Source organism: Gordonia sp. (in: high G+C Gram-positive bacteria) (assembly GCF_047600385.1).
Taxonomy (GTDB): Bacteria; Actinomycetota; Actinomycetes; order Mycobacteriales; family Mycobacteriaceae; genus Gordonia.
The window spans coordinates 878,588-902,092 of record NZ_JASGKZ010000001.1 but is presented as its reverse complement, the minus strand read 5'-3'; the positions used below and the strand labels follow the sequence as shown (position 1 = coordinate 902,092).

21 protein-coding genes and 1 pseudogene are annotated in these 23,505 nt (G+C 69.2%); 10 read left to right on the top strand and 12 right to left on the bottom strand.

Going from position 1 to position 23,505, the window contains the following annotated elements:
- Positions 1-212 precede the first annotated feature (212 nt).
- Complete coding sequence (locus QM809_RS04095) at positions 213-1,097, top strand: SDR family oxidoreductase (protein WP_415044546.1); 885 nt, start codon at positions 213-215, stop codon at positions 1,095-1,097.
- On the opposite strand, the gene QM809_RS04090 is transcribed toward QM809_RS04095, so the two are convergent.
- Positions 1,089-1,712 (bottom strand): hypothetical protein, encoded by a 624-nt coding sequence (locus tag QM809_RS04090; protein ID WP_415044545.1) that lies wholly within the window; start codon positions 1,710-1,712, stop codon positions 1,089-1,091. The genes QM809_RS04095 and QM809_RS04090 overlap by 9 nt on opposite strands.
- Before the next feature lie 23 nt (positions 1,713-1,735).
- On the opposite strand from QM809_RS04090, the gene QM809_RS04085 reads away from it, so the two are divergent.
- From QM809_RS04085 to QM809_RS04060, 6 genes and pseudogenes are all read left to right on the top strand, one after another.
- A complete protein-coding gene (locus tag QM809_RS04085) occupies positions 1,736-1,897 on the top strand; it encodes a hypothetical protein (protein ID WP_415044544.1) in 162 nt (53 codons plus the stop codon).
- 22 nt (positions 1,898-1,919) lie between these two features.
- Positions 1,920-2,735 (top strand): acyl-CoA thioesterase, encoded by an 816-nt coding sequence (locus tag QM809_RS04080; RefSeq protein WP_415044543.1) that lies wholly within the window; start codon positions 1,920-1,922, stop codon positions 2,733-2,735.
- Positions 2,736-2,916: 181 nt separating this feature from the next.
- Positions 2,917-4,380 carry a class I adenylate-forming enzyme family protein gene (locus tag QM809_RS04075; protein WP_415044542.1) on the top strand — a complete coding sequence of 488 codons (1,464 nt, stop codon included), beginning with the start codon at positions 2,917-2,919 and terminating at the stop codon, positions 4,378-4,380.
- Positions 4,381-4,507: 127 nt separating this feature from the next.
- The gene (locus QM809_RS04070) at positions 4,508-6,307 is read left to right on the top strand and encodes a DUF3556 domain-containing protein (protein WP_415044541.1); all 1,800 of its coding nucleotides are present in this window, start codon (positions 4,508-4,510) and stop codon (positions 6,305-6,307) included.
- Between the two features lie 2 nt (positions 6,308-6,309).
- Positions 6,310-7,735, top strand: a pseudogene (locus tag QM809_RS04065) (phytoene desaturase family protein).
- A gap of 36 nt (positions 7,736-7,771) precedes the next feature.
- Entirely contained in the window at positions 7,772-9,043 is a 1,272-nt protein-coding gene (locus QM809_RS04060) for a PucR family transcriptional regulator (RefSeq protein WP_415044540.1), read from the top strand.
- 196 nt (positions 9,044-9,239) lie between these two features.
- Here QM809_RS04060 and QM809_RS04055 read toward each other — a convergent pair whose 3' ends face one another.
- The 6 genes from QM809_RS04055 to QM809_RS04030 form a co-directional block, all read right to left on the bottom strand.
- On the bottom strand, positions 9,240-10,088 hold the full coding sequence (locus QM809_RS04055; protein ID WP_415044539.1) for a transglutaminase family protein: 849 nt from the start codon (positions 10,086-10,088) through the stop codon (positions 9,240-9,242).
- On the bottom strand, positions 10,085-11,053 hold the full coding sequence (locus tag QM809_RS04050) for an alpha-E domain-containing protein (RefSeq protein ID WP_415044538.1): 969 nt from the start codon (positions 11,051-11,053) through the stop codon (positions 10,085-10,087). Before QM809_RS04050 ends, QM809_RS04055 begins: the two co-directional genes overlap by 4 nt.
- Positions 11,050-12,678: a circularly permuted type 2 ATP-grasp protein gene (locus QM809_RS04045; RefSeq protein ID WP_415044537.1), complete on the bottom strand. Its 1,629-nt coding sequence runs from the start codon at positions 12,676-12,678 to the stop codon at positions 11,050-11,052. The genes QM809_RS04050 and QM809_RS04045 overlap by 4 nt, the downstream gene beginning before the upstream one ends.
- A gap of 222 nt (positions 12,679-12,900) precedes the next feature.
- Positions 12,901-14,244: an NADP-specific glutamate dehydrogenase gene (gdhA, locus tag QM809_RS04040; RefSeq protein WP_415044536.1), complete on the bottom strand. Its 1,344-nt coding sequence runs from the start codon at positions 14,242-14,244 to the stop codon at positions 12,901-12,903.
- Between the two features lie 301 nt (positions 14,245-14,545).
- Positions 14,546-14,971: a hypothetical protein gene (locus QM809_RS04035; RefSeq protein ID WP_415044535.1), complete on the bottom strand. Its 426-nt coding sequence runs from the start codon at positions 14,969-14,971 to the stop codon at positions 14,546-14,548.
- Positions 14,937-16,199, bottom strand: a complete 1,263-nt coding sequence (locus tag QM809_RS04030) for a DUF6777 domain-containing protein (protein ID WP_415044534.1) — start codon at positions 16,197-16,199, stop codon at positions 14,937-14,939. Before QM809_RS04030 ends, QM809_RS04035 begins: the two co-directional genes overlap by 35 nt.
- A gap of 317 nt (positions 16,200-16,516) precedes the next feature.
- Between QM809_RS04030 and QM809_RS04025 the strand changes: the two genes are divergently transcribed.
- Entirely contained in the window at positions 16,517-17,092 is a 576-nt protein-coding gene (locus QM809_RS04025) for a Rho termination factor N-terminal domain-containing protein (protein ID WP_415044533.1), read from the top strand.
- Between the two features lie 33 nt (positions 17,093-17,125).
- On the opposite strand, the gene QM809_RS04020 is transcribed toward QM809_RS04025, so the two are convergent.
- Positions 17,126-17,515: a YccF domain-containing protein gene (locus tag QM809_RS04020; RefSeq protein ID WP_415044532.1), complete on the bottom strand. Its 390-nt coding sequence runs from the start codon at positions 17,513-17,515 to the stop codon at positions 17,126-17,128.
- A gap of 63 nt (positions 17,516-17,578) precedes the next feature.
- Between QM809_RS04020 and QM809_RS04015 the strand changes: the two genes are divergently transcribed.
- Positions 17,579-17,824: a hypothetical protein gene (locus tag QM809_RS04015; protein ID WP_415044531.1), complete on the top strand. Its 246-nt coding sequence runs from the start codon at positions 17,579-17,581 to the stop codon at positions 17,822-17,824.
- A gap of 90 nt (positions 17,825-17,914) precedes the next feature.
- On the opposite strand, the gene QM809_RS04010 is transcribed toward QM809_RS04015, so the two are convergent.
- From QM809_RS04010 to QM809_RS04000, 3 genes are all read right to left on the bottom strand, one after another.
- Entirely contained in the window at positions 17,915-18,487 is a 573-nt protein-coding gene (locus QM809_RS04010; protein WP_415044530.1) for a LemA family protein, read from the bottom strand.
- A gap of 104 nt (positions 18,488-18,591) precedes the next feature.
- Entirely contained in the window at positions 18,592-20,418 is a 1,827-nt protein-coding gene (locus tag QM809_RS04005; RefSeq protein WP_415044529.1) for a DUF2207 domain-containing protein, read from the bottom strand.
- Between the two features lie 171 nt (positions 20,419-20,589).
- Entirely contained in the window at positions 20,590-21,240 is a 651-nt protein-coding gene (locus tag QM809_RS04000) for a DUF937 domain-containing protein (protein ID WP_415044528.1), read from the bottom strand.
- A 388-nt stretch (positions 21,241-21,628) separates the two neighbouring features.
- On the opposite strand from QM809_RS04000, the gene QM809_RS03995 reads away from it, so the two are divergent.
- Complete coding sequence (locus QM809_RS03995) at positions 21,629-22,189, top strand: LysM peptidoglycan-binding domain-containing protein (RefSeq protein ID WP_415044527.1); 561 nt, start codon at positions 21,629-21,631, stop codon at positions 22,187-22,189.
- A gap of 169 nt (positions 22,190-22,358) precedes the next feature.
- Here the strand turns inward: QM809_RS03995 and QM809_RS03990 are convergent, their stop codons facing one another.
- The gene (locus QM809_RS03990) at positions 22,359-23,369 is read right to left on the bottom strand and encodes an alpha/beta hydrolase (protein ID WP_415044526.1); all 1,011 of its coding nucleotides are present in this window, start codon (positions 23,367-23,369) and stop codon (positions 22,359-22,361) included.
- Positions 23,370-23,505: the final 136 nt, after the last annotated feature.

Here is a 23,505-nt window from a genome sequence, read left to right as displayed (position 1 = left end):
CCGGATGCGGGCGACGACGCCGGAACGGGGTCTCGACGGCCGAGGCGGATTCATAGGGATTTCCCAGCCGGCGTGTGGTTCGTGTTCAGGTGGCGCGGACGATCGACTCCCGGAAGACCTCGCGGGTGATCTGCGGAACATCGGGTGGAACTGCTGCGCGCTGCCGTGGAGATCTGTTTCAGTTATCAGTGATTAACTGAAAGGACGTCGTCATGGATCATTCCGAAGCACCTCTCGCAGGACGAACCCTCATCATGTCCGGCGGCAGCCGCGGGATCGGCGAGTCGATCGCGCTCAAGGCGGCCGCGGCGGGGGCGAACGTCGCACTGGTCGCGAAGACGGCCGAACCGCACCCGCGGCTGCCGGGCACCGTCTACACCGCGGCCGAGAAGATCCGGGAGGCGGGCGGCCGGGCGCTGCCGATCATCGGCGACATCCGCGACGATGCGTCCGTCGCCGACGCGGTCGCCGCGACCGTCGCTGAGTTCGGGGGCATTGACGTCGTCGTGAACAATGCGAGCGCCCTGGACACGTCGCGCACCGAAGACCTGTCCATGAAGAAGTACGACCTCATGCAGTCGATCAACGCGCGCGGCTCGTTCCTGCTCGCGAAGGCGGCGATCCCGTGGCTGAAGAAGTCGCCGAACCCGCACATCCTGACGCTGTCGCCGCCGATCGTCTTCGATCCGAAGTACTTCGCGACGATCGGCACCGGCTACACGATCTCGAAGTTCTCGATGTCGATGGTCACCATCGGCCTCGCCGCCGAACTCGCGGACGACGGCGTGGCGGCCAACTCGCTCTGGCCGCGCACCATGGTGGCCACGGCCGCGGTGCAGAACATCATCGGCGGAGAGCTCATCGCCCGGAGCCGCACACCGGAGATCATGGGTGATGCGGCGCTGGCGATCATCGTCAAACCGGCGCGCGAGTACACCGGCCGCCTGGTGATCGACGACGACGTGCTCGCCGCCGAGGGCGTGACCGACTTCACGGGTTACCAGGTGGATCCGTCGCTTCCCGAGACCGAGCTGGAACTCGACTTCTGGGTGGACGGCTTCCGGTCCGGAACCCCGGAGCGGGCCGCCTCAGAGTGAACTGAAGAGCACCCGGCCCGCCGGGTTCAGCAGCGCCGCGAGCTCCGGCCAGGGGATCGTGACCGGGACGTGGTCGCCCAGCGCGTGGACCACCGGAACGTACAGGTGCAGGCCGGCGTCGAGCGCGATCCAGGCGTTCAGGTCCTCGGCGACGGCCGGCACCTGCGCGAGCCGGCCGCTCGGATCCGCGGCGGTGGCGAGCGCGGCCAGACGGTGCCGGGCGGCCGCCGGATCGACGAACAGATCGTCCAGCGCCAGCACCCGGTCGCCGCCCGGATCCAGCACCACCGTCTCCACGCCGTGCGACGGATAGGCGGCCCCCGCGGTGGAACTCAGCGTGATCAGCACCCCGGACAGGGTGCTGCGGGCGACGACGGTCCGCGAGCGCTCGTCCGGGGCGAGTTCGCCGTCGGTGATCGTCACCGTCGCATCGTCGTCGCGGGCTGCGGAGGTCACGCGGTCGGCGGCCGCGGCGAGGGCGTCGTTGAACGTGCGCCGGGTGGTGCGGACTCCGCCGCTCACCTGCGGGACGGTGACGTCCCAGGTGGAGCCGTTCTCGGCCGAGTCCGTGAGCCGTGTCGAATCGACCTCGAAGCCCGCGGTGGAGGGGGCCACCGACACGGAGGTGGCGGTGACCGATGCCCGGGCTGGTGGGCGACAGCGAGACCGCCGTCGTCGTCGACCGCGCCGTGCTCGACACCGGAGACATCGGATTCGCCGAACAACCGCCGAGCACCAGTGACACGCCGACGAAGACCGCCGGCCAGACCGACCTCGAACGCTTCATGAGAAGAGTTTAAGAGGCTCGATAGTGTCACCGGTATGACACACGTATTCGATGAGGCGATCGCGGTCCGGCGCGGCGACGACGGCGTCTTCCGGGCCACCACGCATCCGGCGTACTCCAACATGGTGGGGCCGTTCGGCGGCATCACCGCGGCCACCGTCGTGCATGCACTCACCCGGCATCCGGAGGTCCTCGGTGCACCGCTGGCGCTCACGCTGAACTATGCGGCGCCGATCGCCGACGGCGACTGGGAACTCCACGCCGAACCCGTCCGCACCAACCGGACCAACCAGCACTGGGTGTTCCGCATCGAGCAGAACGGGACGACGGTCTCCACCGGCACCGCGGTCTTCGGGATCCACCGGGCCACCTGGGGCGACACCGAGGTCTCGCCGCCCGTCGTGCCGCCGGCCGACGAGGTGGCCGCGGTCGACTTCCCGGAGTTCATCGCGTGGGCCCGCAACTACGACAAGCGTTTCGTGGTCGGCGGCCTGACCGGTGAGAAGAGCGACGACTCGACGTCGACCCTGTGGATCCGCGACCACCCCGAGCGCCCGCTCGACTACCCGGCGCTCACCTCGATCACGGACAACTTCTACCCGCGGGTGTTCCTCCGGCACGGGACCTACATGCCGGCCGGAACCGTCTCGCTGACCACGTACTTCCACGCCACGCCGGAGGATCTCGCCGCGCACGGCACCGCGCATTTGCTGGCCGTCGCTCGGGCCGCCCGCTTCGCCGGCGGGCACTACGACCAGGACGGACGGGTGTGGAGCATGCCCGACGACGGCGAGCCGGTGCTCCTGGCATCGACGCATCAGCTGGTGTACTTCAAGGATCCGCAGGGGTAGGCCGGAGGCGGTGCAGGGGGCGCGCGGAGTACAGGATCATCGAGCCGGGGATGGTCCTTGATGTGGGACTTTGTGCTCAGAGCACAAAGTCCCGCCGATACTTCGTGTTGAAAACCCGTATCTCCTCATGCTCTGCACATCTAGTGTCAGTGGTCACACTCATTGATGAAAGGTGACCTCCGTGACAACAGGTACGTACTTCGCGTGGGATCTGGCTTCCCGAGGGGATACGCCCTGCGTCCGCGACGACGCCCTGGAACTGAGCTATGCGCAGTTCGCGGAACGCGTCGACGCCGTCGCCGAGCAGCTCCGGGCGCTCGGGGTGGGGGAGGGCGACGTGGTCGCCACCTTCCTCCCGAACCGCGTCGAACTGCTCATCACGCTGATGGCGGCCTGGCGACTGCGCGCCGTCGGCACCCCGGTCAACCCCGGCTTCACCGACCACGAGGCCGAGTACCAGCTCGGCGACTCGGGCGCCAAGGTGGTCGTCGGTGCGGCCCCGATCGGGGATCGGGAGGCGCGGGCCTTCCTGAACGTCGACGACCTCGCCGAGGCGCCGTCGAACGACTGGACCGCCCCGGAGGTCCCGACCGAGGCCGACGACGCGCTCCTGATCTACACCTCCGGCTCCACCGGTCGGCCGAAGGGCGTGCGTCTCGGTCACGACAACCTGCGGTTCTTCGCGTCGAGCGCGGGCGAGTACTTCCAGCACGGCCCGGATTCGCACGGCCTGCTGATCCTGCCGCTGTTCCACGTGAACGCCATCTGCGTCACCGTCCTCACCACGCTCGCCGCGGGCGGTCAGGTGAGCATCACCGGACACTTCTCGGTGCGCCGCTTCTTCGACGACGTCGCCCGCCTGCGGCCCACGTTCTTCTCGGCCGTCCCCACGATCTACGCGATGCTCGTGTCCAAGGGCGACGTCCCGGCCGGCTCCCTCGACTCGTTGAAGTTCGCGATCTGCGGTGCCGCCCCGATCTCGAAGGAACTGCTGGACAAGACCGAGCAGACCTTCGGCATCCCGATCGTCGAGGGTTACGGGCTCACCGAGGCCACCTGCGCGTCGTGCTGCAATCCGATCGACGGGCCGCGCAAGCTCGGCACCGTCGGCCCCGCGCTGCCGGGCCAGACCGTCGCGATCGTCGACCCCGACGGCGTTCCGGTCCCGACCGGCGAGCGCGGCGAGGTGGTGATCTCCGGGCCGGCCGTGATGCGCGGCTACCTGAACCGGCCCGAGGCCACCGCCGAGACCATCGTCGACGGCTGGCTGCACACCGGTGACGTCGGCATCCTCGACGAGGACGGCTACCTCCGGATCGTCGACCGCATCAAAGACATGATCATCCGCGGCGGAGAGAACATCTACCCCAAGGAGATCGAGACCGCGCTCGCCGGCCACGAGGCCGTGCTCGAATGCGCGGTGGTCGGCGCCCCCGACCCCGTCTTCGGCGAGGTGCCCGTCGCCTTCGTCGTCGCCTACCCCGATGCCACGGTGGACGCCGAACAGCTCGCCGCGTTCATCGAGCCGCTGCTCACCAAGGTGAAGCGGCCCACCGAGATCAACCTCGTCGACGCGTTGCCCCGTAATCCGGTCGGCAAGATCGACAAGCCGGGACTCCGCAGGAGCCTGAGCGACCCGGCCTGACCTCTCGCGCGACCCCTCGCGCATCCCCGGACGGTCCCCGCGACGAGCGATCCTCGTGCGCGGTGATCGACCCTGCCCGATTCATCCCCTCTCGACAGTCGAGAACCTGACAAGGAGCAAGAAGACCATGGGTTTCAAAGAAGGCGACTTCCCGCCCGTCGACCCACCCGAATTCCTGAAGCAGCCGCTTCGACACCGGGTCCGCACCCTCGCCACCCACTGGGGCGAGTACGGCTTCGGCACACCGAAGATGGTGCACACGATCTACCTGATCAAGGTGGGCGTCCTGTACATCGTCTTCGGCTGGTGCCTGGCCGCACTGACCTCCGGCATGAATCCGCTCCACATCGGGGAGATCTGGAATCAGCCGATCATGTACCAGAAGATCGTCCTCTGGACGGTCTTCCTGGAGAGCCTCGGTCTGGCCGGCTCGTGGGGACCTCTCGCGGGCAAGTTCGTCCCGATGATGGGCGGCGCGCTCTTCTGGGCCCGTCCGGGCACCATCCGCATGGCGCCGTGGCCGGACAAGGTCCCGGGCACCGGCGGTGACACCCGCACCGTCGCCGACGCCGCGATCTACGTGCTGTTCCTGCTGAACACCCTGGTCGCGATCGCGCTCCCCGGCTGGACCGGCGGGGTCGACGTCCCGGCGTGGATCAATGAGAAGGGCCTGGTCAACCCGGCGTACCTGTTCTCGCTGATCGTGCTGTGGGTCCTGCTCGGCCTGCGCGACAAGGTCGCCTTCCTGGGTTCGCGTGCCGAGCAGTACCTGCCGGCCGTCGTCTTCTTCGCCTTCCTGCCGAACCTCACCAACTTCGCCAACATGATCATCGCGGCCAAGGTGCTGATCGTGATCGTGTGGATCGGTGCGGGCGTCTCCAAGATCGGCTACCACTTCACCAACGTCATCCCGCCGATGATCTCCAACACCCCGTGGCTGTCGATCCGGTCGATCAAGCGGCTGCACTACAAGAACTTCCCTGAGGATCTGCGTCCGTCGGGCGTCGCCTCGTTCATGGGACACGTGCTGGGCACCATCGTCGAGATCGCCGTTCCGCTGGTCCTGCTGTTCTCGCCGAACAAGACCCTGACGCTGGCCGCGGTGATCCTGATGGTCTGCTTCCACCTGTTCATCTTCTCGACGTTCCCGCTGGCGGTGCCGCTGGAGTGGAACCTGCTCTTCGCCTACCTGACCATCTTCCTGTTCTGGGGCTTCCAGAACCAGGACGGCTACAGCGTGTTCGACTTCTCCCCGATGTGGGCTCTGGCGATCATCGCGGTGCTGCTGCTCGTCATGCCGGTGCTGGGCAACTTCCGGCCCGACCTGGTCTCGTTCCTGCCGTCGCTGCGGCAGTACGCCGGCAACTGGGCGTCGGCCATGTGGGCCTTCACCCCGGGTGCCGAGGAGAAGCTGAACGGTCCCGAGATCGTCCGCCCCTGCAAGAACAACGTGAACCAGCTGGAGGAGTCGTACCCGGCCGAGGTCGCCGAGATCACCATGCAGCAGACCATCGGCTGGCGTTCCATGCACAGCCAGGGCCGCGGCCTGTACTCGCTCCTCTACCGGGAGATCGGCGAGGACAAGATCAGCGACTACACCATCCGCGAGGGCGAGTTCGCCTGCAACTCGCTGCTCGGCTTCAACTTCGGTGACGGCCACTTCCACAACTGGCGTCTCATCGAGGCCATCCAGAAGCGCGTCGGCTTCGCTCCCGGAGAGTTCACCGTGGTATGGGTGGAATCGCAGCCCATCCACAAGAAGACGCAGGAGTACATGGTGATCGACGCCGCCCTGGGCATCATCGAACGAGGCACCTGGGACGTCCGGGACGCGATCGTGGAGCAGCCGTGGCTGCCGAACGGCCCCATCCCGATCGACGTCTCCTGGCGCCGAGAGAACACCCCGCGGCCGTCGGGCGTGCGGTAGACATGACGACTGCGATCGTCGTCGGCGGCGGGCCCAACGGGCTCGCCGCCGGTCTGCAGCTGGCCCGCCACGGCGTCGACGTGACCGTCCTGGAGGCGGCCGACGAGGTGGGCGGAGGCGCCAAGTCCGGTCCGCTCGGCGTCCCCGGCCTGATCCACGACTACTGTGCGGCCTTCCATCCGCTCGGCGTCGGGTCGCCGGTGTGGGCGGAGTTCGGACTCGATCGGCACGGCCTGGAATGGGCGTGGCCGGAGATCGACTGCGCGCATCCGCTCGACGACGGTCGGGTGGGTCTGCTCTACCAGTCCATCGAGCGGACCGCGGCCGGTCTGGGCGTCGACGGACGACGATGGGAACTGGTCTTCGGCGACCTCGTGTCCGGTTTCGACAAGATGGCGCCGGATCTGCTGCGGCCGATCGTGAACGTGCCCCGTCACCCGTTCCGGCTCGCCGCCTTCGGTCCGCGCGCGGTGCTGCCGGCGACCTGGCTGGCTCGGGTGTTCAAGACCGATCCGGCGCGTGCGCTGTTCGCCGGAGTGGCGGCCCACGCCTTCAACCGGCTGGACATCCCGCTGACCGCATCGCTGGGCATGATGATCACCGCGAGCGGTCACCGGTTCGGCTGGCCGGTGGCCGTCGGCGGGTCGAGCGCCATCGCCGACGCCGCGGCGGGCGCGCTGCGGGAGGCCGGCGGGAAGATCGAGACGGGCGTCAAGATCACCCGTCGCGATCAGATCCCGGACGCCGACATCGTGATGCTGGATCTGTCCGCGGCGCAGACGCTCGCGCTCTACGGGGAGGCCATGCCGCCCCGGATCGCGAAGGCGTACGGGCGCTACAAGGTCGGCTCGTCGGCGTTCAAGGTCGATTTCGCGATCCGCGGGGACATCCCGTGGCGGAACCCGGAGGCGGTCGCCGCCGGGACGGTGCATTCTGGGCGGCGACTACGCGGAGGTGGCGTACACCGAGAAGCAACGCGCGCGCGGGGTGATGGTGGACAACCCGTTCGTGCTCCTCGGCCAGCAGTACGTGGCCGATCCGAGCCGCAGCGCCGGAGACCTGAACCCGATCTACGCGTACGCGCACGTCCCGAACGGATACACCGGGGATGCGACCGAGGCCGTGACCCGGCAGATCGAGCGCTTCGCTCCCGGCTTCCGGGACCGGATCGAGTGGTCGGCGTCGCGGGGGACCGTCGCACTGGAGGAGTACAACGCCAACTACGCGGGCGGCGACATCATCGGCGGCGCCAACAGCGGCCTCCAGATGCTGCTGCGCCCGCGGCCGGCGATCGACCCGTACGCCACGGGCGTCGACGGCGTGTACATCTGCTCGCAGTCGGCTCCGCCGGGTGCGGGTGTGCACGGGTTGTGCGGTTTCCACGCCGCTCGTTCGGCGTTGAAGAAAGCGGGCATCACCGCGGGCTGAGTCCGCGTGAGGCCGGAGGAGACCGAGGAGCGAGCGATGACCAGAACGACGGCCGACCCGGTCGATGCGCAGGTGCGCGCGGCCGTCGGGGTCATCGCTCGCCGGCTCCGCGACATGGAACAGCACATCATCGACGGGATGACCGGCAAGATGCTGGAGATCGACCATCTCGACGGGGATCCGGTGATGGTGGATCTGCTGCGGGCCAGCGTGGAGGGCAACGTCACCACCATCAACCACGTGCTCTCCAACGCGATCCCCATCGCGCACCTGCAGCCGACGACGGCCGCGGTGGAGTACGCCCTGCGGCTCGCGCAGCGGCAGGTGCCGTCGAACTCGCTGATGCGGGCCTACCGGATGGGCGAGTTCGAGTACAACCGGCAGTCCCGGGAGATGCTGGAAGAACTGGAGCTGCCCGACGAGGTCGCGATCCGCACCGCCAGCTACATCGCGCGGGTGATGTTCGACTACATCGACTGGATCACCCAGTACGTCTTCCAGGCCTACGAGAACGAACGACGACGCTGGATCGGCGCCGAGGGCAACGTCCTCTCGTCCACCGTCAACCAGCTGCTCGACGGCGAGGGCGAACCCGCCCAGTACGAGGTGGACGCCTTCGAGGTGGAGACCGGGTACCGGCTCGACCGCACCCATCTGGCGGTGATCCTGTGGTCGTCGGGCCCGTCGGGACTGCTCACCGAGATCGACCGGGCGGCGCGGTCGCTGGCGGTGGCGTTGCGGGCCACCACCGCGCCGATCATCACCGCGAGCGACCGCAACACGGTGTGGATGTGGATCCCGTTCGGCAGCAAGGTGCCGCCGACGGACTCGGCGAGCGTCGCCGACCGCGTCTCGCTCCCGTCCGGGCTGCGGATGGCGATCGGATTGCCGGGGGAGGGCGTGCAGGGTTTCCGCCGCTCGCATCGGCAGGCGCGGGCGGCGTACGACGTCGCGACGGTGATCCCGCGCAGCGAACCGGTGGTGGTGGGCTACGGCGACCGGGGTGTCGCGGTGGTGTCGGTGATGGCGCGCGACCTGCCGTCGACCCGGGCGTGGATCCACGAACTGCTGGGTCCGCTCGCGGCGGCCACGCCGAACGCGCAGATCCTGCGCGAGACGTTGTCGTCGTACCTGGCCTGCGGGGAGAGCCACGTGCGCACCGCGGAGCAGATGACGCTGCACCGCAACACGGTCAAGTACCGGATCGGCAAGGCGATGGAGACGCTGCCCCGGCCCGGCGACCGGATGGACCTGGCGCTGGCGCTCACGGTGTGCGACTACCTGGGGCCCGCGGTCCTGGCGGATTGACGGCGGCGCGGGGACCCTTCGACGCGGTCCGCTCACTGCGTTCGCGGCCCGGCTCAGGGAGCGTCGTACTTCGGAGAGCGGTGGGGAGGCGCCTGCCGATGAGCATCGGGGGTGCTTCCCACCGATCCCTGAGCCGGGGAGGAGCGCAGCGACGAGCCGCGTCGAAGGGGCGCCGCGCTCCTTCCCCCCGTCGAGGTCAGGCCAGCCGGGTGATCCGGACGCTCACGTCCAGCTCGGACGTGCCGCCGCCGGTGTAGATGCCCTTGATCGGGGTCACGTCGGAGTAGTCGCGGCCCGAACCGATGAAGATGTGGTGGCCGTCGATCGGCTTGTCGTTGGTGGGATCGATGCCCCACCAGCCGCCGGTCCAGATCTCGATCCACGAGTGGCTCTCGCCCTCCACCGTCTCGCCGACCTCCGCGGACGCCTTCGGATGCAGATACCCCGACACGTAGCGCGCCGGGATCCCGAGGCTGCGCAGCATGGCGAGCGCGACGTGCGCGTAGTCCTGGCACACGCCGGAGCGTCGTTCCCAGGCGGCGGCGGCCGTCGTGTGCACCTCGGTGGCGCCGGGCAGATACCGCATCTCGGCGGTCACCTCGGCCACCACGGCTTCGGCCGCCGCGGCCGGGGCCAGGTCGCCCGCGGCCTCACGGGCGTGCGCCACCAGGTCGTCGGTGTGCGGGGTGTACGCGGTGGGACAGAGCATCTCGTCGAACTCGTCGACGACCTCCGCCGACCGCAGTCGCTCCCAGCTCGCGGCCATCGACTCGGGGGTGCGGGTCTCGTCCTCGGTCTCCACCACCGCGGTGCTGACCACCTCGAGGCGGTCGTGCGGGGTGTGCAGATCGAAGGTGATCACCTGGGTGCCCCAGTAGTCGCTGTACCGGTACTGGCGGGCCGGGGGCGTGGTGTCGATGTGCTCCAGGACCACCGACTGCCTGCTGTCGTTGCGGGGTGTCAGGCGGGTCTCGTTGAAGCTCTTGACCACCGGCTCGGAGTAGACGAAGCCGGTGGTGTGGACTACGCGCAGTCGGGTGGTCATCGTGCGGCCTCTCCGTCGGGTCCGGTCGCCAGACCGGTGTCGGTCCAGGAAACATACGGGGCGACGTGGAAGTGTTCCTCGGCCACCGATTCGCTCACCGCCCGGCAGGTCTTCTGAATGTGCAGCAGGTAACCGGGCAGATCGCGCATCAGCTTGCGCGGATCGATGAACTCCAGTTCGCTGCGTGCGCGTCCGAGCAGCAGCAGCGCCTCGGACTGCGCGCCGACCCGGTCCGGTCGTTTGTCGAGTTCGGCCAGGTTCTGTTCAGCCACCCGCAGCGTGTGGAAGATCGACCGGGGGAAGAGGCGGTCGATCATCATGAACTCGACCACCTTCTCGGCCTCCACCGCACCGCGGTACGCGCGGATGTAGGTGTCCTGGCCGCCGGCGGCCATCAGCACGCTCATCCACGACGGCGAGCCCGCGTCGTCGGTGGTCCGCGAGAGCAGCAGCCGCGCGGTCATGTCGATGCGTTCGATGGACCGGCCCAGGAGCAGATAGCTGTAGCCGTCGTCGTGGCTGAGGGTGGCGTCGGCGAACCCGGCGAACATCGCGGCGCGACCCTTGATGTGGTTGAGGAAGTCGTGCGGGCCGAGTCGTCGGGCCCGGCTCTCGGCTTCGTTCAGGCCCATGTAGGTGGCGTTCAGACACTCCCACATCTCGCTGGAGATCACCTCGCGCGCGCCGCGGGCGTTCTCGCGGGCGGCCCGGAGGAGATCGACGATGGAGCCGGGTGCGCTGCGGTCGTAGGCGACGCGGTCGGCCAGGCTCCACACCGAGTGCGGTCCCTCGCCGGGTTCGAAGCCGAGCACGGTGAGCACGTGGGTCACCATGTGGTCGGTGTCGACGGTCGGGTCCTCGAGGAGCTGCTGGACGGAGACGTCCAGGATGCGGGCCATGTCGTCGGCGCGTTCGACGTAGCGTCCGATCCAGAACAGTGAGTCGGCGTTGCGGGCGAGCATCATCGGACCGGCACCTCCTCGGTGATCAACCGCTGCTGTTGTTGCTGTTGCTGCTGTTCGGCGGTGCCGGTGGCCGGATCCATCTGCGGCGCGGTGACCATCGGGAGATCGGCGTCGAGCAGTTCCACCTTGCCCCCGGTGGTCTCGGCCTCCTCGGTGGAGCGCCGGGTCGTGAGCACCCAGGTGTCCTTGGAGCCGCCGCCCTGCGACGAGTTCACCACCAGCGAGCCCTTGGTGAGCGCCACCCGGGTCAGGCCGCCGGGCAGCACCCAGATCGACTCGCCGTCGTTCACGGCGAAGGGGCGCAGGTCCAGGTGGCGGGGTTCCAGGTCGTCGCCGACCATGGTCGGGTTGGTGGAGAGGGAGACCATCGGCTGGGCGATCCAGCCGCGCGGGTTCGCCAGGATCTTCGCGGCGAGCTCGTCGAGTTCGGCGCGGGTGGCCTGCGGGCCGAACACGATGCCGTATCCGCCGCTGCCCTCGACGGGCTTCACGACCAGTTCGTCGATCCGGTTGATCACCTCGGCGCACTCGTCGGGGAGCCAGCAGCGGAGGGTCTCGACGTTGTCGAGCAGCGGGTCCTCGTCCAGGTAGTAGCGGATGATCTCCGGGACGTAGGTGTAGACCAGCTTGTCGTCGGCGACGCCGTTGCCCACGGCGCTGGAGATCACCACGTTGCCCGCGCGGGCCGCGTTCACCAGTCCGGCCACGCCGAGCATCGAGTCGGGGCGGAACTGCATCGGATCGAGGAAGTCGTCGTCGATCCGCCGGTAGATCACGTCCACCCGGGTCTCGCCGTCGGTGGTCCGCATGTAGACCACGTTGTCGCGGCAGAAGAGGTCGCGGCCCTCGACCAGCTCCACACCCATCTGCCGGGCCAGGAGCGAATGCTCGAAGTACGCCGAGTTGGCCACACCGGGCGTCAGGACGACGACGGTGGGTTCGGTCACGCCCGACGGCGCCGACGCCCGCAGCGCCTTCAACAGGTGACGCGGATAGTCGCGGACGGCGCGGACGCGGTGGTTGGCGAACAGGTCGGGGAACACGCGCGCCATGGTGCGGCGGTTCTCCATCACGTACGAGACGCCCGACGGCGAGCGCACGTTGTCCTCCAGGACCCGGAAGTCGCCCTTCTCGTCGCGGATCAGGTCGATGCCCGCGACGTGGATGCGCACCCCGTTGGGCGGCCGGATCCCGGCGGCCTGACGGTGGAAGTGCTCGCACGAGTTGATCAGCCGGCGCGGGATCACGCCGTCGGACAGGATCCGCTGCTCGCCGTAGATGTCGTCGAGGAACATCTCCAGCGCCCGGACCCGCTGGGCGATCCCGGCCTCCAGCTTGGTCCACTCGGCGGCGGACAGCACGCGGGGGACCGGATCCAGCGGGAACGGCCGTTCCTTGCCGGAGAGCGAGAAGGTGATGCCCTGGTCGATGTAGGCGCGGCCGAGCGCCTCCAGGCGGGCTTTGAGGTCGGCGGGTTCGAGCTCCGAGAGCGCGGTCGCGATGCCGCGGTAGGGCGGCCGCACGGTGCCGTCCGGGCGGAACATCTCGTCGAGCGCGGTCTGCTCGATCCCGCCGTCATAGTGCGCGAAGGCGGCCGCACCGGTGGGGGCTGGAGTCGGGTTCATAGACAGAATCGTCTCGCATTCTCTGCGACGTTCGGTGTCGTATCTGTTGCCGGCGTGTAACGAGATCTCCGCCACTTCTCTCGATGCCCGGGATCGGGGAGGGCGGTCGTCGAGTCACGTCGTCTCGGCACGGAGCCGGATCCGGTGTCCGGTGCGAACGAGAACGCCCCGCCGATCCGAGATCTCGGATCGGCGGGGCGTCGTCGTGCGTGAGTCGGTCCGTCAGATGACGCCGAGGGCCAGCATGGCGTCGGCGACCTGGACGAAGCCGGCGATGTTGGCGCCCACGATGTAGTTGCCGGGGGCGTCGTACTCGTCGGCGGTGGTCAGGCAGTTGTCGTGCAGGGCGCTCATGATGTCGCGCAGACGGTTCTGCGTGTAGTCGAAGCTCCACGAGTCGCGCGAGGCGTTCTGCTGCATCTCCAGGGCGCTGGTGGCCACACCGCCGGCGTTGGCGGCCTTACCCGGGCCGAAACTGACACCCGCACCCTGCAGGATCTTGATCGCATTGGGGGTGGTGGGCATGTTCGCGCCCTCGGCGACCACCTTGCAGCCGTTCTTGACGAGTGCGGCGGCGTCGTCGGCGTCGAGCTCGTTCTGGGTGGCGCAGGGGAGCGCGGCGTCGGCCGGGACGTGCCAGAGGCTGCCCTCGGTGCCGAGGGTGGCGCCGTTGCCGCGCAGCTCGACGTACTCCGACAGGCGACCGCGACGGACCTGCTTGACCTCCTTGAGGATGTCGAGGTCGATGCCCTTCTCGTCCACCACGTACCCCGAGGAGTCCGAGCAGCCGATCACGGTGCCGCCGAGCTCGTGGATCTTCTCGATGGCGTAGGTCGCGACGTTGCCCGAACCGGACACCAGGACCTTCTTGCCCTCGAAGCTGTCACCCTTGGCGCCCAGCATGTCCGAGGCGAAGAAGACGGTGCCGTAGCCGGTGGCCTCCGGACGCACCTGCGAGCCGCCCCAGGTGAGGCCCTTGCCGGTCAGGACGCCGGACTCGTAACGGTTGACGATGCGCTTGTACTGGCCGAACAGGTAACCGATCTCGCGGCCGCCCACGCCGATGTCGCCGGCCGGGACGTCGGTCTTGTCGCCGATGTGGCGGTACAGCTCGGTCATGAAGCTCTGGCAGAAGCGCATCACCTCGGCGTCGGACTTGCCCTTGGGGTCGAAGTCCGAGCCGCCCTTGCCGCCGCCGATGGGCAGACCGGTGAGCGAGTTCTTGAAGATCTGCTCGAAGCCCAGGAACTTGACGATCGACAGGTTCACCGACGGGTGGAAGCGCAGGCCGCCCTTGTACGGGCCGAGCGCCGAGTTGAACTCCACGCGGAAACCGCGGTTGATCTGCACGCGGCCCGAATCGTCGGTCCACGGCACGCGGAAGATGATCTGGCGTTCCGGCTCGCACATGCGGGTCAGGATGTCGACGTACTCGGGGTGACGTTCGACGACCGGTGCCAGGGACTCGAAGACCTCTTCGACGGCCTGGTGGAACTCCGGCTCGCCCGGGTTCCGCCGGTACACGACGTCGTAGACCTCTTGGAGGGCTCCACTGAATTCGCTCATGGGTTCGCAACTCCTCTTGCTGCCACGGTGCAGCGCATCGGACCCGGCGTGGCCGGGGCTTACGTGGGAACTCTATCGGCGAACTTGTAGTAATCGACAACCGGGTTAGGAAAATCGAACCTACCGGGAGCCGTCGGACGACGGTCGGTTCGGCGCTCGACGACCGGCCCCGACGCCTCGCCGGCGCCGGCCTCTCCGTCCGGACGGCCTGCCGCCCGGACGACGACGGCCCGCCTGCCCGGCTCGGGTGGAGCCGGAGGGCAGACGGGCCGTCGGGGAACCGATCAGCGGGTCGGCACGATCACTGCGAGGGCGTCACCGTCGGCGTCGTCGTCTCGGCGACCGACGGGGTGCTCGGCGTCTCCGGCGTCGAGGACGGCGTCGACGATTCCTCGGTGGTGGTCGTCGAGCTCTCGGTGGTCGTCGTGGCCTCCTCGGTGGTCGTCGTGGTCTCGACCGAGGAGGGGGTCTCGGTCGCGGCCGGCGTCTGCCACGTCGCACTGAGCACGGCGATCTCGCCCGCGGCGCCGGCCGACACCTTCCAGACCCGGTTCGGATCGGCGGCGGCCTTCGCCAGGGCGGTGGCGACCTGCAGGTCGGAGACCTGGAAACTCAGGCTCTGGCAGGCGCCGGACCCGGTCGGGGTCACGGTGGACGATGTGAAGCTCGCCGGGAAACTACAGGTCGCCTCGTCACCGTCGGCCTCGTAGGTGAGCGACTCGATCACGTCGGAGTCGGTGGCGTGCGATCCGAATACCGTCGCCGTGACGCTCTGGGCGGCCGACGACGCGCTCGAAGCCGGCCTGTGACCGAGCGGCCGAACCGTTCGACGGGTTCGTGCCGGAGGCGGAGGCACCGGCGGAGACATCACCCGAGGCCTCGATCTTGAACGGACCGTTTCCATTGTCCTTAGCGGCCGCGAGCACCTGGGCGGCGACCTTCGCCGAACCGGCACCCTCCAGACCGGCGTTCTGGGCGTCCTCTGCCGTCTCGAACGTCGGTGCGCCGTTGGCCTTCTGCGCGGCCTCCGCCGAGAAGTCCCGCATGCCCGCCGGCGGATTCGCCGGGAGGTTGAGACCGCCGCCGACCGCCTGCCGGATGATCTCCCCTGCGATGGTGACGAGACTGAGCGAGCCGGCGGGATCGGCCGGCGCGGCGGCCTCGCGGCGCAGCACGGTGGTGTTGTTGGTCACATAGGTGTTGTGGTAGGCCACGCGGTACGTGTTCTGCACCCGGTAGGCGGGCCAGCGGTCGCCGGTCACACGGAAACCGCCGATGGGTGCGGCGGACGGCGGACGCAGCGGATTGCCGCACGAACAGACGACGCGGGGGACGCCCGCCGCGTCGACCATGACCGCGGTGCCGCTCTGCAGCACCGACTGGAACGGGTGGGCCCCGCTGTCGGAGTAGCTGTGGTTGGTGACCCAGGTGTCGGCGGTCAGCACCACCGGGCTGAGGGAGTCCAGGTACCAGGGGATGTCCTGCGGACGGATGCCCTGGACGTCGGCCCAGGCGCGTGCGGTGGCCGGATTCGCGGCGAGCCGGTTCCCCAGGGCCGCGACGTCGCACGATGCTCGGCCGGGCGTGGCGTACAGGCCGACGGCCGTGCCGTTGACCATCCGCACGCCGTGTCCGCTCGCGGTCTCGACCCGCGGCGCCGGCGGATCGACACGGTTGGTGAGCACCACGGATTCGACGAACGGATCCTCGCCCGGGTCGTTCGCGGCGCGGAGCGTCAGACCGGGGATCGGTGCGTCGCCGGTCTTCTCGAAGATCAGCTGATTGACGACCAGTCCGACGACCACGGCGAGCACGACGACGATCGCCGACAGCGCGAGGGTCAGATTGCGCTGGTTGCGTTTGTGCGTCGCGACGGCGACCGGAGCGGTGGGCGGCGGGTACGGCTGGTACGGATTCGGTGGGAATCCGTGGCCGCCGGTGGGCGGATAGGTCATGGTCTCTCCCTGCTGCGGATCATCGGGTGCGGTGTCGGCTGATCGGCAGACCCCTGCCGGGGTGAGGCAGGAGTCGTCAATCGGAACATCGTCGCCGACGCCGCGAGATGCAACACTTCACGCCGAGGTTCGTACTTTCGGACGACACCCGGACCGGTGTCCGCACGGCGTTCGACGGGGCCGGACGGGGGTGTCGGACGACGAGGAGCATGAGATGTACCGCAGTGTCGATACTCCACATTCCGGTGGCCGACGGGTAACAATTGGTGCAGGTCGAACGACGGCCACCGACGAGAATCCCGGGAGGGTCAGCGATCATGCCGAAGAATGCACTCATCAAGCGGTTGCTCAAGGAAGTCAGTCGCCTGTCTGACGAGGTGATGGCGCTGCGTGATGCCGTGACCGCCCGGAACCCGTTGAGCGGCAACAACGGCGACACCGGCACGGTGGTGGAGAAGACCGTCCCGGCCGTGCCCGCCCCGCCGACCGAGGCGAAGAGCGAGCCCGCCCCGGCACCTGAGGCGTCCGAGCCCGAGGCGACCGAGCCGGTCGTGGAGTCCGCCCCGGCGGAGACCGCCGAGCCCGCCCCAGAAGCCCCGAAGGCCGAGGCGCCGAAGACCGAAGCCCCGAAGACGGAGACTCCGAAGAAGGACGAGGCACCCGCCGAAGCCCCGAAGAAGGAGACCGTCTCGAAGAAGGCGGCTGCTCCGAAGAAGGCGGCTGAGAAGAGCGCGAAGAAGACGGTCGAGCCCGCCGCCGAGCCCGCCCCGGTGAAGGCCGCAGCGTCGTCGAAGAAGAAGACCGTCGCCGAACTGAAGGCGGAGGCCAAGGCCAAGGGCATCAAGGGCTACTCGTCGATGAAGAAGGCCGAGCTGATCGCCGCGCTGAGCTGATCGAGCCTGCTCAGCCGATCGAGTCCGGTCGACTCAGCCGGCCTGCGGGCTGTCGGCGGACACGATCTGCGCACCGAGCGGCAACAGCGCGATCGGGATCATCTTGAAGCTCGCGACACCGAGCGGGATGCCGATCACCGTCAGGCACAGGGCGACGCCGGTGGTGAGGTGGCCGATCGCCAGCCAGATCCCGGCGAAGATCAGCCAGATCACGTTGCCGACGGTCGACGCCGCGCCCGCCCGCGGATCGCGGATCACGGTGCGGCCGAACGGCCACAGCGCGTAGTTCGCCATCCGGAACGACGCGATCCCGAACGGGATGGTGACGATCAGGAGACAGCAGAGGATGCCGGCGACCACGTAGCCGATCGCCATCCAGAGGCCGCAGAGCAGGAGCCACAGGACGTTCAGAAGCGTTTTCACGACCTCCATTCTGCGTGCTGTTCGGCCCGCCGCGCGGACCGATTCCGGCGTTAAGGTGGAGTCATGTCCCGAGCCGCTCGAGAAGCACTCTGGTCGACTGCTGCCGCCCTCGTGCTGGTGTCGCGTTTCCTGGCGACGATCACGACGGTGCTCTGCGCGATGCTGTGGCTCGTCACGGCGATCCGAGATTCGCTGCTGAACGTCTGGCTGTGGTGGTTCCTCGGTTCCGGCGCAGCGCTGCTCCTGGCGACCTACGCCTACAGCTGGCTGCGGGTGCAGTACCCGAAAGAACTGAACGACGACGAGTGAGCGCCGCCGGGCGGGAGCTCGGAACGGAACGGCGCCGTCGTACCCGGGGATCGGGAACGACGGCGCCGTCCGGCATCGGTGCGTCGATCGTCAGAACTGGACGGTCGGGGCCTGGGTGTTTCCGGCCGGCGCCTGGTAGAAATCCCGCGACCTGACGCCCGCCATGGGCGCGAAGAACATCCACGGCAGGGTCTTGACCAGCTGGTTCAGCCGCGACACGGCGTCGTTGTAGTACTGCCGGGCGAAGGAGAGCTTGTTCTCGGTCTCGGCGAGCTCGGTCTGCAGCGACATGAAGTTCGGGGCGGCCTGCAGCTGCGGGTAGTTCTCGGCGACGGCGAACAGCCGACCGAGCGCGCCGCTCATCTGCGCCTCGGCGGCGGCCTTGGCCCCGACGTCGTCTCCCTGGGCGGCCTGCTGCAGGCCGGCGCGCGCGGCGGTGACGGCTTCGAGGACGCCCGCCTCGTGGGAGGCGTAGCCCTTCACGGTGTTCACCAGGTTGGGGATGAGGTCGGCCCGGCGGGTCAGCTGGACGTCGATGCCGCCCATCGCCTCCTCGCACAGGATGTCGGCCTTGCGCAGCTTGTTGAAGCCCAGGATGCCGAACAGAGCCAGCAGCACGACGAGGCCGAGGACGACGGCGATGATGATCAGGGCGATGGTCATGGGGATCCTCTGGTGACGGGGACGGGACCGGTTCGGGTGCTCGGTGCCATTATGCGCGTGATCGGGTGGTCGGGGCGGCGGTCGTGCCGCTCACCGGGTGTCGTTCACCAGGAACCGCCGCCACCGCCGCCGCCTCCGCCACCGGAGAAGCCGCCGCCGAAGCCGCCGCCCCCACCGCCGCTGCCGCTGCCGGCCGACTGCGATGCGCTGTAGGCCGACAACGACGACTGCAGGCTCGACTCGAAGCTGCTGAACGCCGACCCGCCCGCACCGAATCCGCCGACCCCGTGGACGCCGTAGAAGCCGCCGCCGAACCAGACCGGCTCGGGCGGCTCGGACCCGGTGGCGTACCGGTACTTGTCGGCCCAGGCGTCGGCGCAGTCGAAGGCGATCGCGTAGGGGATGTAGTCGGTGTAGAGGTCCTTGTGGGCGCTGAAGTCGAGGCGCTCCTGATTGGACCGGGTGGAGAGCAGTCGTTCGAAACCGGCCGCGCGGGACCAGACCTCGCGGCCCAGCCGGGTACGACGGGTACCCACTCCCGAGGTCCACAGGCCCGCGCCGCCGATGGCGAACGCGGCCGGCGGCAGCGCCCAGACGGTGGCCGGGAGCAGGCCGATCAGGAGCAGGCCGGCCGCCAGGATGAAGCCGAGCGCGGTGAGGCCGCGGCCGAGGTTCTCGAAGCTGCTGTGCACGACGGTGCCGCTGGCCGAACCCCAGCCCTGGACCGCACCGGACAGCCCGCCCTGGGCGGAGTTCAGTTTCTGGCCCGCCGTGACGCCGCCGTCGGCGCGGAAGGTCTGTCCGGCGCGAGTCAGGCCGAGAGAGGTGAGCAGCGAACGGGCGGCCGGATCGAGCTCGTCCATCAGCTCGGGGGTCACCGTGGAGTGCACGGTCCAGTCGTCGCCCTTGCGTTCCAGGCGGACCGCCCCCTCCTCGGCCAGGTGGAAGAGGGTGGCGACGAGCGCCTTCTTGGGCATCTTCTCGTAGGTGACGAAGTAGCTCTGCGCCGGTCCGAGAACCAGCCCCGTCCGCTGCGGGTCCTCCGGCGGGCTGTACATCACGGGCTGCAGCGGCGGCGTCTCCCGGCTGCGCAGCGTCCACCAGATGCCGACGGCGAGAGCGATCGCCGACAGTGCCAGGGCGGCGATCAGTCCGGGGACGGAGCGGCCGAGGACCGGATCGAATCGGACGGACCACGGGAGCACGGTCCGCTCGGGCGCCGGGAACGGCAGGTCGGCGCGCACGGCGACGCCGGTCATCGGTGGGAGCCGGCCGGTGGTGACCACCCGGGTGTTCGGCTCGGGTGCGGTGATCCGGCAGTCGATGCCGCGGTTGGTGGCGCAGGTGAACGAGTGCGGTTCCGCCGGGAGGCGGACGATGCTCTCCGACTTCATCATCGTCATCTGCCAGCCGTCGGCCACCACGCGCCAGATGAGGCGGGAGGTCGCGTCGCTGCCCCAGCTGGCGGTGTCCCCGGGCTCGTCCGCCGGGGAGCCGCCGGGGGCGAGCACGCCGTCGACCTTGTATCTCAGGACGTAGTCGTGGGTTCCGGGGGTCACGTACCGGTCGGGGTCGCCGATCTTGGCGACCCGGAAGCGGTCGTTCTGCTCCCAGCTCATCGAGAACGGCACCGCGCCGCCGTCCATGGTGACGGAGACGTCCTCCGGCGGGAGACGGACGCCCTCGTCGCCGGTGTCGGTGACGTCCCAGAAGCGGAAGATCCCGTGACGGCCGTACGGGAACTCCGCCGTCACGTGCTCGGCGGCTTCGAGGGTGCCGTCCTCGTGCACCGTCACGTCGGCCTTGTAGTCGGTGATCACCACCGGGTCGGAGGAGACCGATTCCGACGACGTCGAGAAGCTGATCAGCGGGAAGAGGACCCCGATCAGCGTGATGATCAGGACACCCACCGACAGGAGCACGCGCTTCATGGGAGTCGATCCTAGTGCCGGGCGTCGAAGGGGTTCGGTGAGCGTTACTCGGCGAGACCCTTCGACTCGTCTCGTCACTGCGTTCCTCCCCGGCTCAGGGAGCGGAGTACGGGGAGCACCCGGAGTCGACGACCCGGTACGTGTTCCTCCGTCCTCCGCCGGGGCGCGAGACTAGCGGCCGCCGAGCATGCCGCCCAGGATGGAGCCGAGCGGGTTGTTGCCGCCGCCCTTGTTGCCGCCTCCGCCGAGCACGCTGCCCAGGACGCTGCCGAGCGCGCCGCCGGAGTTCTGCTTCGCGCCCCCGCCGAGCACGCTGCCCAGGACGCCGCCGAGGCCGCCACCGCCGCCTCCTCCGCCGAGCATGCCGCCCAGCAGGTCGCCGAGGCCGCCGCCACCGGTGTTCTGGCCGCCCTTGTTGCCGGTGAACTGGCTCATCACGTAGCTCATCACGATCGGGGCGAGCATCGGCATCAGCTTCTGCACCAGGCCCTGATCGACGGCCGCGGCGGGCACGGCGCCGCTGATGCCCTGGGCGACGGCCTCGCTCTGGTCGCCGAACAGCTTGCCGACGATCTTGGCGCCGTCGTCGGTGTTCACCTTGTCGATGTCGATGGCGCCGTCGGCGAGCCCGTCGTCGTGCTTGGCCAGGATGCCGGCCAGCTTGTCGGCTCCCGCTTCGTCCTGGGTCTGGGCGGCCAGCCCGGCGACCATCGTCGGCAGGGCGGCGCCCGCGGCGGCGCGGACGTCGTCGGGGCTGGCGCCGACCTTCTTCGCGAGGTCGTCGATGGGCAGGCGGTTCAGGAGGTCGTTGAGATCGGCCATGGTGCGCTCACTTCTGCTCGGTGCGGCCCTCGCCGCGCTGATCGACGATTCTGCCACGTCGACGCCGGATTGCGGTGTCCCCGCGCACGGTTTTCGCAGATCGGTCGGGTCCGGCACGCCGCGGGACGAGCGATGACGACGGGTCTCTCCCGGCGGCGGGCGACTCGGTGGATCGGCGCGCCCGCCGCACGGGGCACGCCTGCCGCGGGGATCGGCCGCCCTCGTCGACCGCGGGGCGTCGCACCCCGCGCGAAGCGGTTTCGGGAGGCCGGTCGGAGGCTCCGGAACCGGGGGCCCTTCGCCTCCAGCGCCTGGCCGGAGAATGTGGTTACAGTGTGGATACCGGCGGGTACGGCCCGCTGGTCCATCACGAGCGAAAGTGGTTCTCATGAGCGACACTCTCAACGTCGGCGACGCCCTCACCTCCGGACAGTCCCTGACCTCGCAGAACGGCGCGTACACCGCGACCCTGCAGGACGACGGCAACTTCGTGCTGTCCGCCGGCAGCGATGCCGTGTGGTCGACCAAGACCAACGGCAAGGGCGCCGTCCGCGCGACCCTGCAGGACGACGGCAACTTCGTGCTGTACAACGCGGGCAACGAGGGCGTCTGGTCCACCCGCACCTCCGGTGCGAACGGCCGCCTGGTGCTGCAGAACGACCGCAACCTCGTCGTGTACTTCGGCGACAGCGGCGCGTGGTCGTCGCAGACCGCCACCGACGAGGTCCCGGCCGCCGCTCCGGCGCCCGAGCCCGAGCCCGCCCCCCCGGCCGCTCCGCCGGCTCCGGCCGCGCAGACCTACACCGTCGTCGGCGGCGACACCCTGTGGGGCATCTCCGAGCGCTTCCTCGGCGACGGCGCCCGCTACATGGAGATCGCTCAGGCCAGCGGCATCGCCAACCCGGACGTGATCAACGTCGGTCAGGTCCTCACCATCCCTGCCCGGTAAGACGGCTTCGGCGGCCGGGTTCGGTCTCGACTCCGTTCGACGGACCCGGCGCCACCCCGTTCCCCCGAGGGGAGAACGGACATCTCAGACGCGAACGCCCGGTCGGGGGACACCCCGGTCGGGCGTTCGCGCATCGTCGTTCAGCGGATGCGTCCGGCGGCGGAGGGGATCACACCCGCACGTAGCGGTCCAGGAAGTCCTTCAGCTCCCGGACCGCCTTCCGCGATTCCGGCGTGAAGTACGGGAACATCTGGAACACGTGCCCCTGGCCGGGCCACTCCTGGAGCGTCGAACGGCCGCCGGCGGCGAGGATCCCCCGATGGATCGCGCGGGCGTCGTCGGCCATCACCTCGCGGCCGCCGTACTGGATGAGGGTGTCGGGGATCGTCATGTCCGGGAGCAGTTCGATCCGCATGCGGGGGTGCGTGGCGGGCAGGCCGCGGTTGTACATGCGCATCAGGCGCCGGGCGCCGGCGGCGTCGATGTGCGGGTCGCGGACCCCGGAGCGTTCCAGTGCGCAGGCCATGTCGAAGCTGGCGTCGTAGAGCGGGGAGATCATCATCATCGCCGCGGGCTGGGGGACTCCGTCGCGATGGTTGGCCGCGATCAGGTCCTGCGCCAGGTGGCCGCCTGCGGAATCGCCGGCGACGATGATCCGGTCGGCGGTGAACCCCTGCCTCAGCAGCCAGCGGTAGCCGCGGACGACGTCGTCGCCGCCGGCCGGGAAGCGGTGATCGGGGCCGAGGCGGTAGTCAATGCTGAAGGCGCCGATCCCGGTCCGCCGCACCAGCCGGGCGACGAGTCCGCGGTGCGTCCGCGGCGAGCAGATCAGGTAACCGCTGCCGTGCAGGTAGTAGAGGATGCTGCGGTGCGACGACGGGTCCGGGATCCCGCCGCCCAGCCGATCGGCCTCGTGCACCCACTCGCCGCGGACGTGCCCGGCGTCGTCCTTCAGCTTCACCTCGGTGGTGCGCGTGCCGCGGGGCACCGGGCTGATCGCGGCCAGAGAGGCGTTCAGCGCGGGCCGGATCACCCGCAATCCGGTCGGCACGATCAGCGGGACCCGGCTCACCGCGCCCATCAACGGGCGGGCGCTGTTGCTCCACACGTATCCGTTCAGAGCGCGGGCGCGCGCCGATCCGCGTCCGGACGGGCCTGAGGAGACTTCGGTGTCGGTCACGGTGCGACGGTACGACGAAAACGTCTCGTAACAGGTGTGTTTCCGAACGATTTCCCTCTTCTTTGCCGGGTCACTCGGCAGCGTGGCATGATGGAGATCACTACGTTCGGCACAGCCACCGGACGCACACAGCAAC

What these genes read in the sequence shown, in the direction of transcription:
- QM809_RS04095 (WP_415044546.1), top strand. Translation starts at nt 213, where the DNA reads ATGGATCATTCCGAAGCACCTCTCGCAGGACGAACCCTCATCATGTCC.
- QM809_RS04085 (WP_415044544.1), top strand. Translation starts at nt 1,736, where the DNA reads ATGCCCGGGCTGGTGGGCGACAGCGAGACCGCCGTCGTCGTCGACCGC.
- QM809_RS04080 (WP_415044543.1), top strand. Translation starts at nt 1,920, where the DNA reads ATGACACACGTATTCGATGAGGCGATCGCGGTCCGGCGCGGCGACGAC.
- QM809_RS04070 (WP_415044541.1), top strand. Translation starts at nt 4,508, where the DNA reads ATGGGTTTCAAAGAAGGCGACTTCCCGCCCGTCGACCCACCCGAATTC.
- QM809_RS04060 (WP_415044540.1), top strand. Translation starts at nt 7,772, where the DNA reads ATGACCAGAACGACGGCCGACCCGGTCGATGCGCAGGTGCGCGCGGCC.
- QM809_RS04055 (WP_415044539.1), bottom strand. Translation starts at nt 10,088, where the DNA reads ATGACCACCCGACTGCGCGTAGTCCACACCACCGGCTTCGTCTACTCC.
- QM809_RS04050 (WP_415044538.1), bottom strand. Translation starts at nt 11,053, where the DNA reads ATGATGCTCGCCCGCAACGCCGACTCACTGTTCTGGATCGGACGCTAC.
- QM809_RS04045 (WP_415044537.1), bottom strand. Translation starts at nt 12,678, where the DNA reads ATGAACCCGACTCCAGCCCCCACCGGTGCGGCCGCCTTCGCGCACTAT.
- gdhA (WP_415044536.1), bottom strand. Translation starts at nt 14,244, where the DNA reads ATGAGCGAATTCAGTGGAGCCCTCCAAGAGGTCTACGACGTCGTGTAC.
- QM809_RS04030 (WP_415044534.1), bottom strand. Translation starts at nt 16,199, where the DNA reads ATGACCTATCCGCCCACCGGCGGCCACGGATTCCCACCGAATCCGTAC.
- QM809_RS04025 (WP_415044533.1), top strand. Translation starts at nt 16,517, where the DNA reads ATGCCGAAGAATGCACTCATCAAGCGGTTGCTCAAGGAAGTCAGTCGC.
- QM809_RS04015 (WP_415044531.1), top strand. Translation starts at nt 17,579, where the DNA reads ATGTCCCGAGCCGCTCGAGAAGCACTCTGGTCGACTGCTGCCGCCCTC.
- QM809_RS04010 (WP_415044530.1), bottom strand. Translation starts at nt 18,487, where the DNA reads ATGACCATCGCCCTGATCATCATCGCCGTCGTCCTCGGCCTCGTCGTG.
- QM809_RS04005 (WP_415044529.1), bottom strand. Translation starts at nt 20,418, where the DNA reads ATGAAGCGCGTGCTCCTGTCGGTGGGTGTCCTGATCATCACGCTGATC.
- QM809_RS04000 (WP_415044528.1), bottom strand. Translation starts at nt 21,240, where the DNA reads ATGGCCGATCTCAACGACCTCCTGAACCGCCTGCCCATCGACGACCTC.
- QM809_RS03995 (WP_415044527.1), top strand. Translation starts at nt 21,629, where the DNA reads ATGAGCGACACTCTCAACGTCGGCGACGCCCTCACCTCCGGACAGTCC.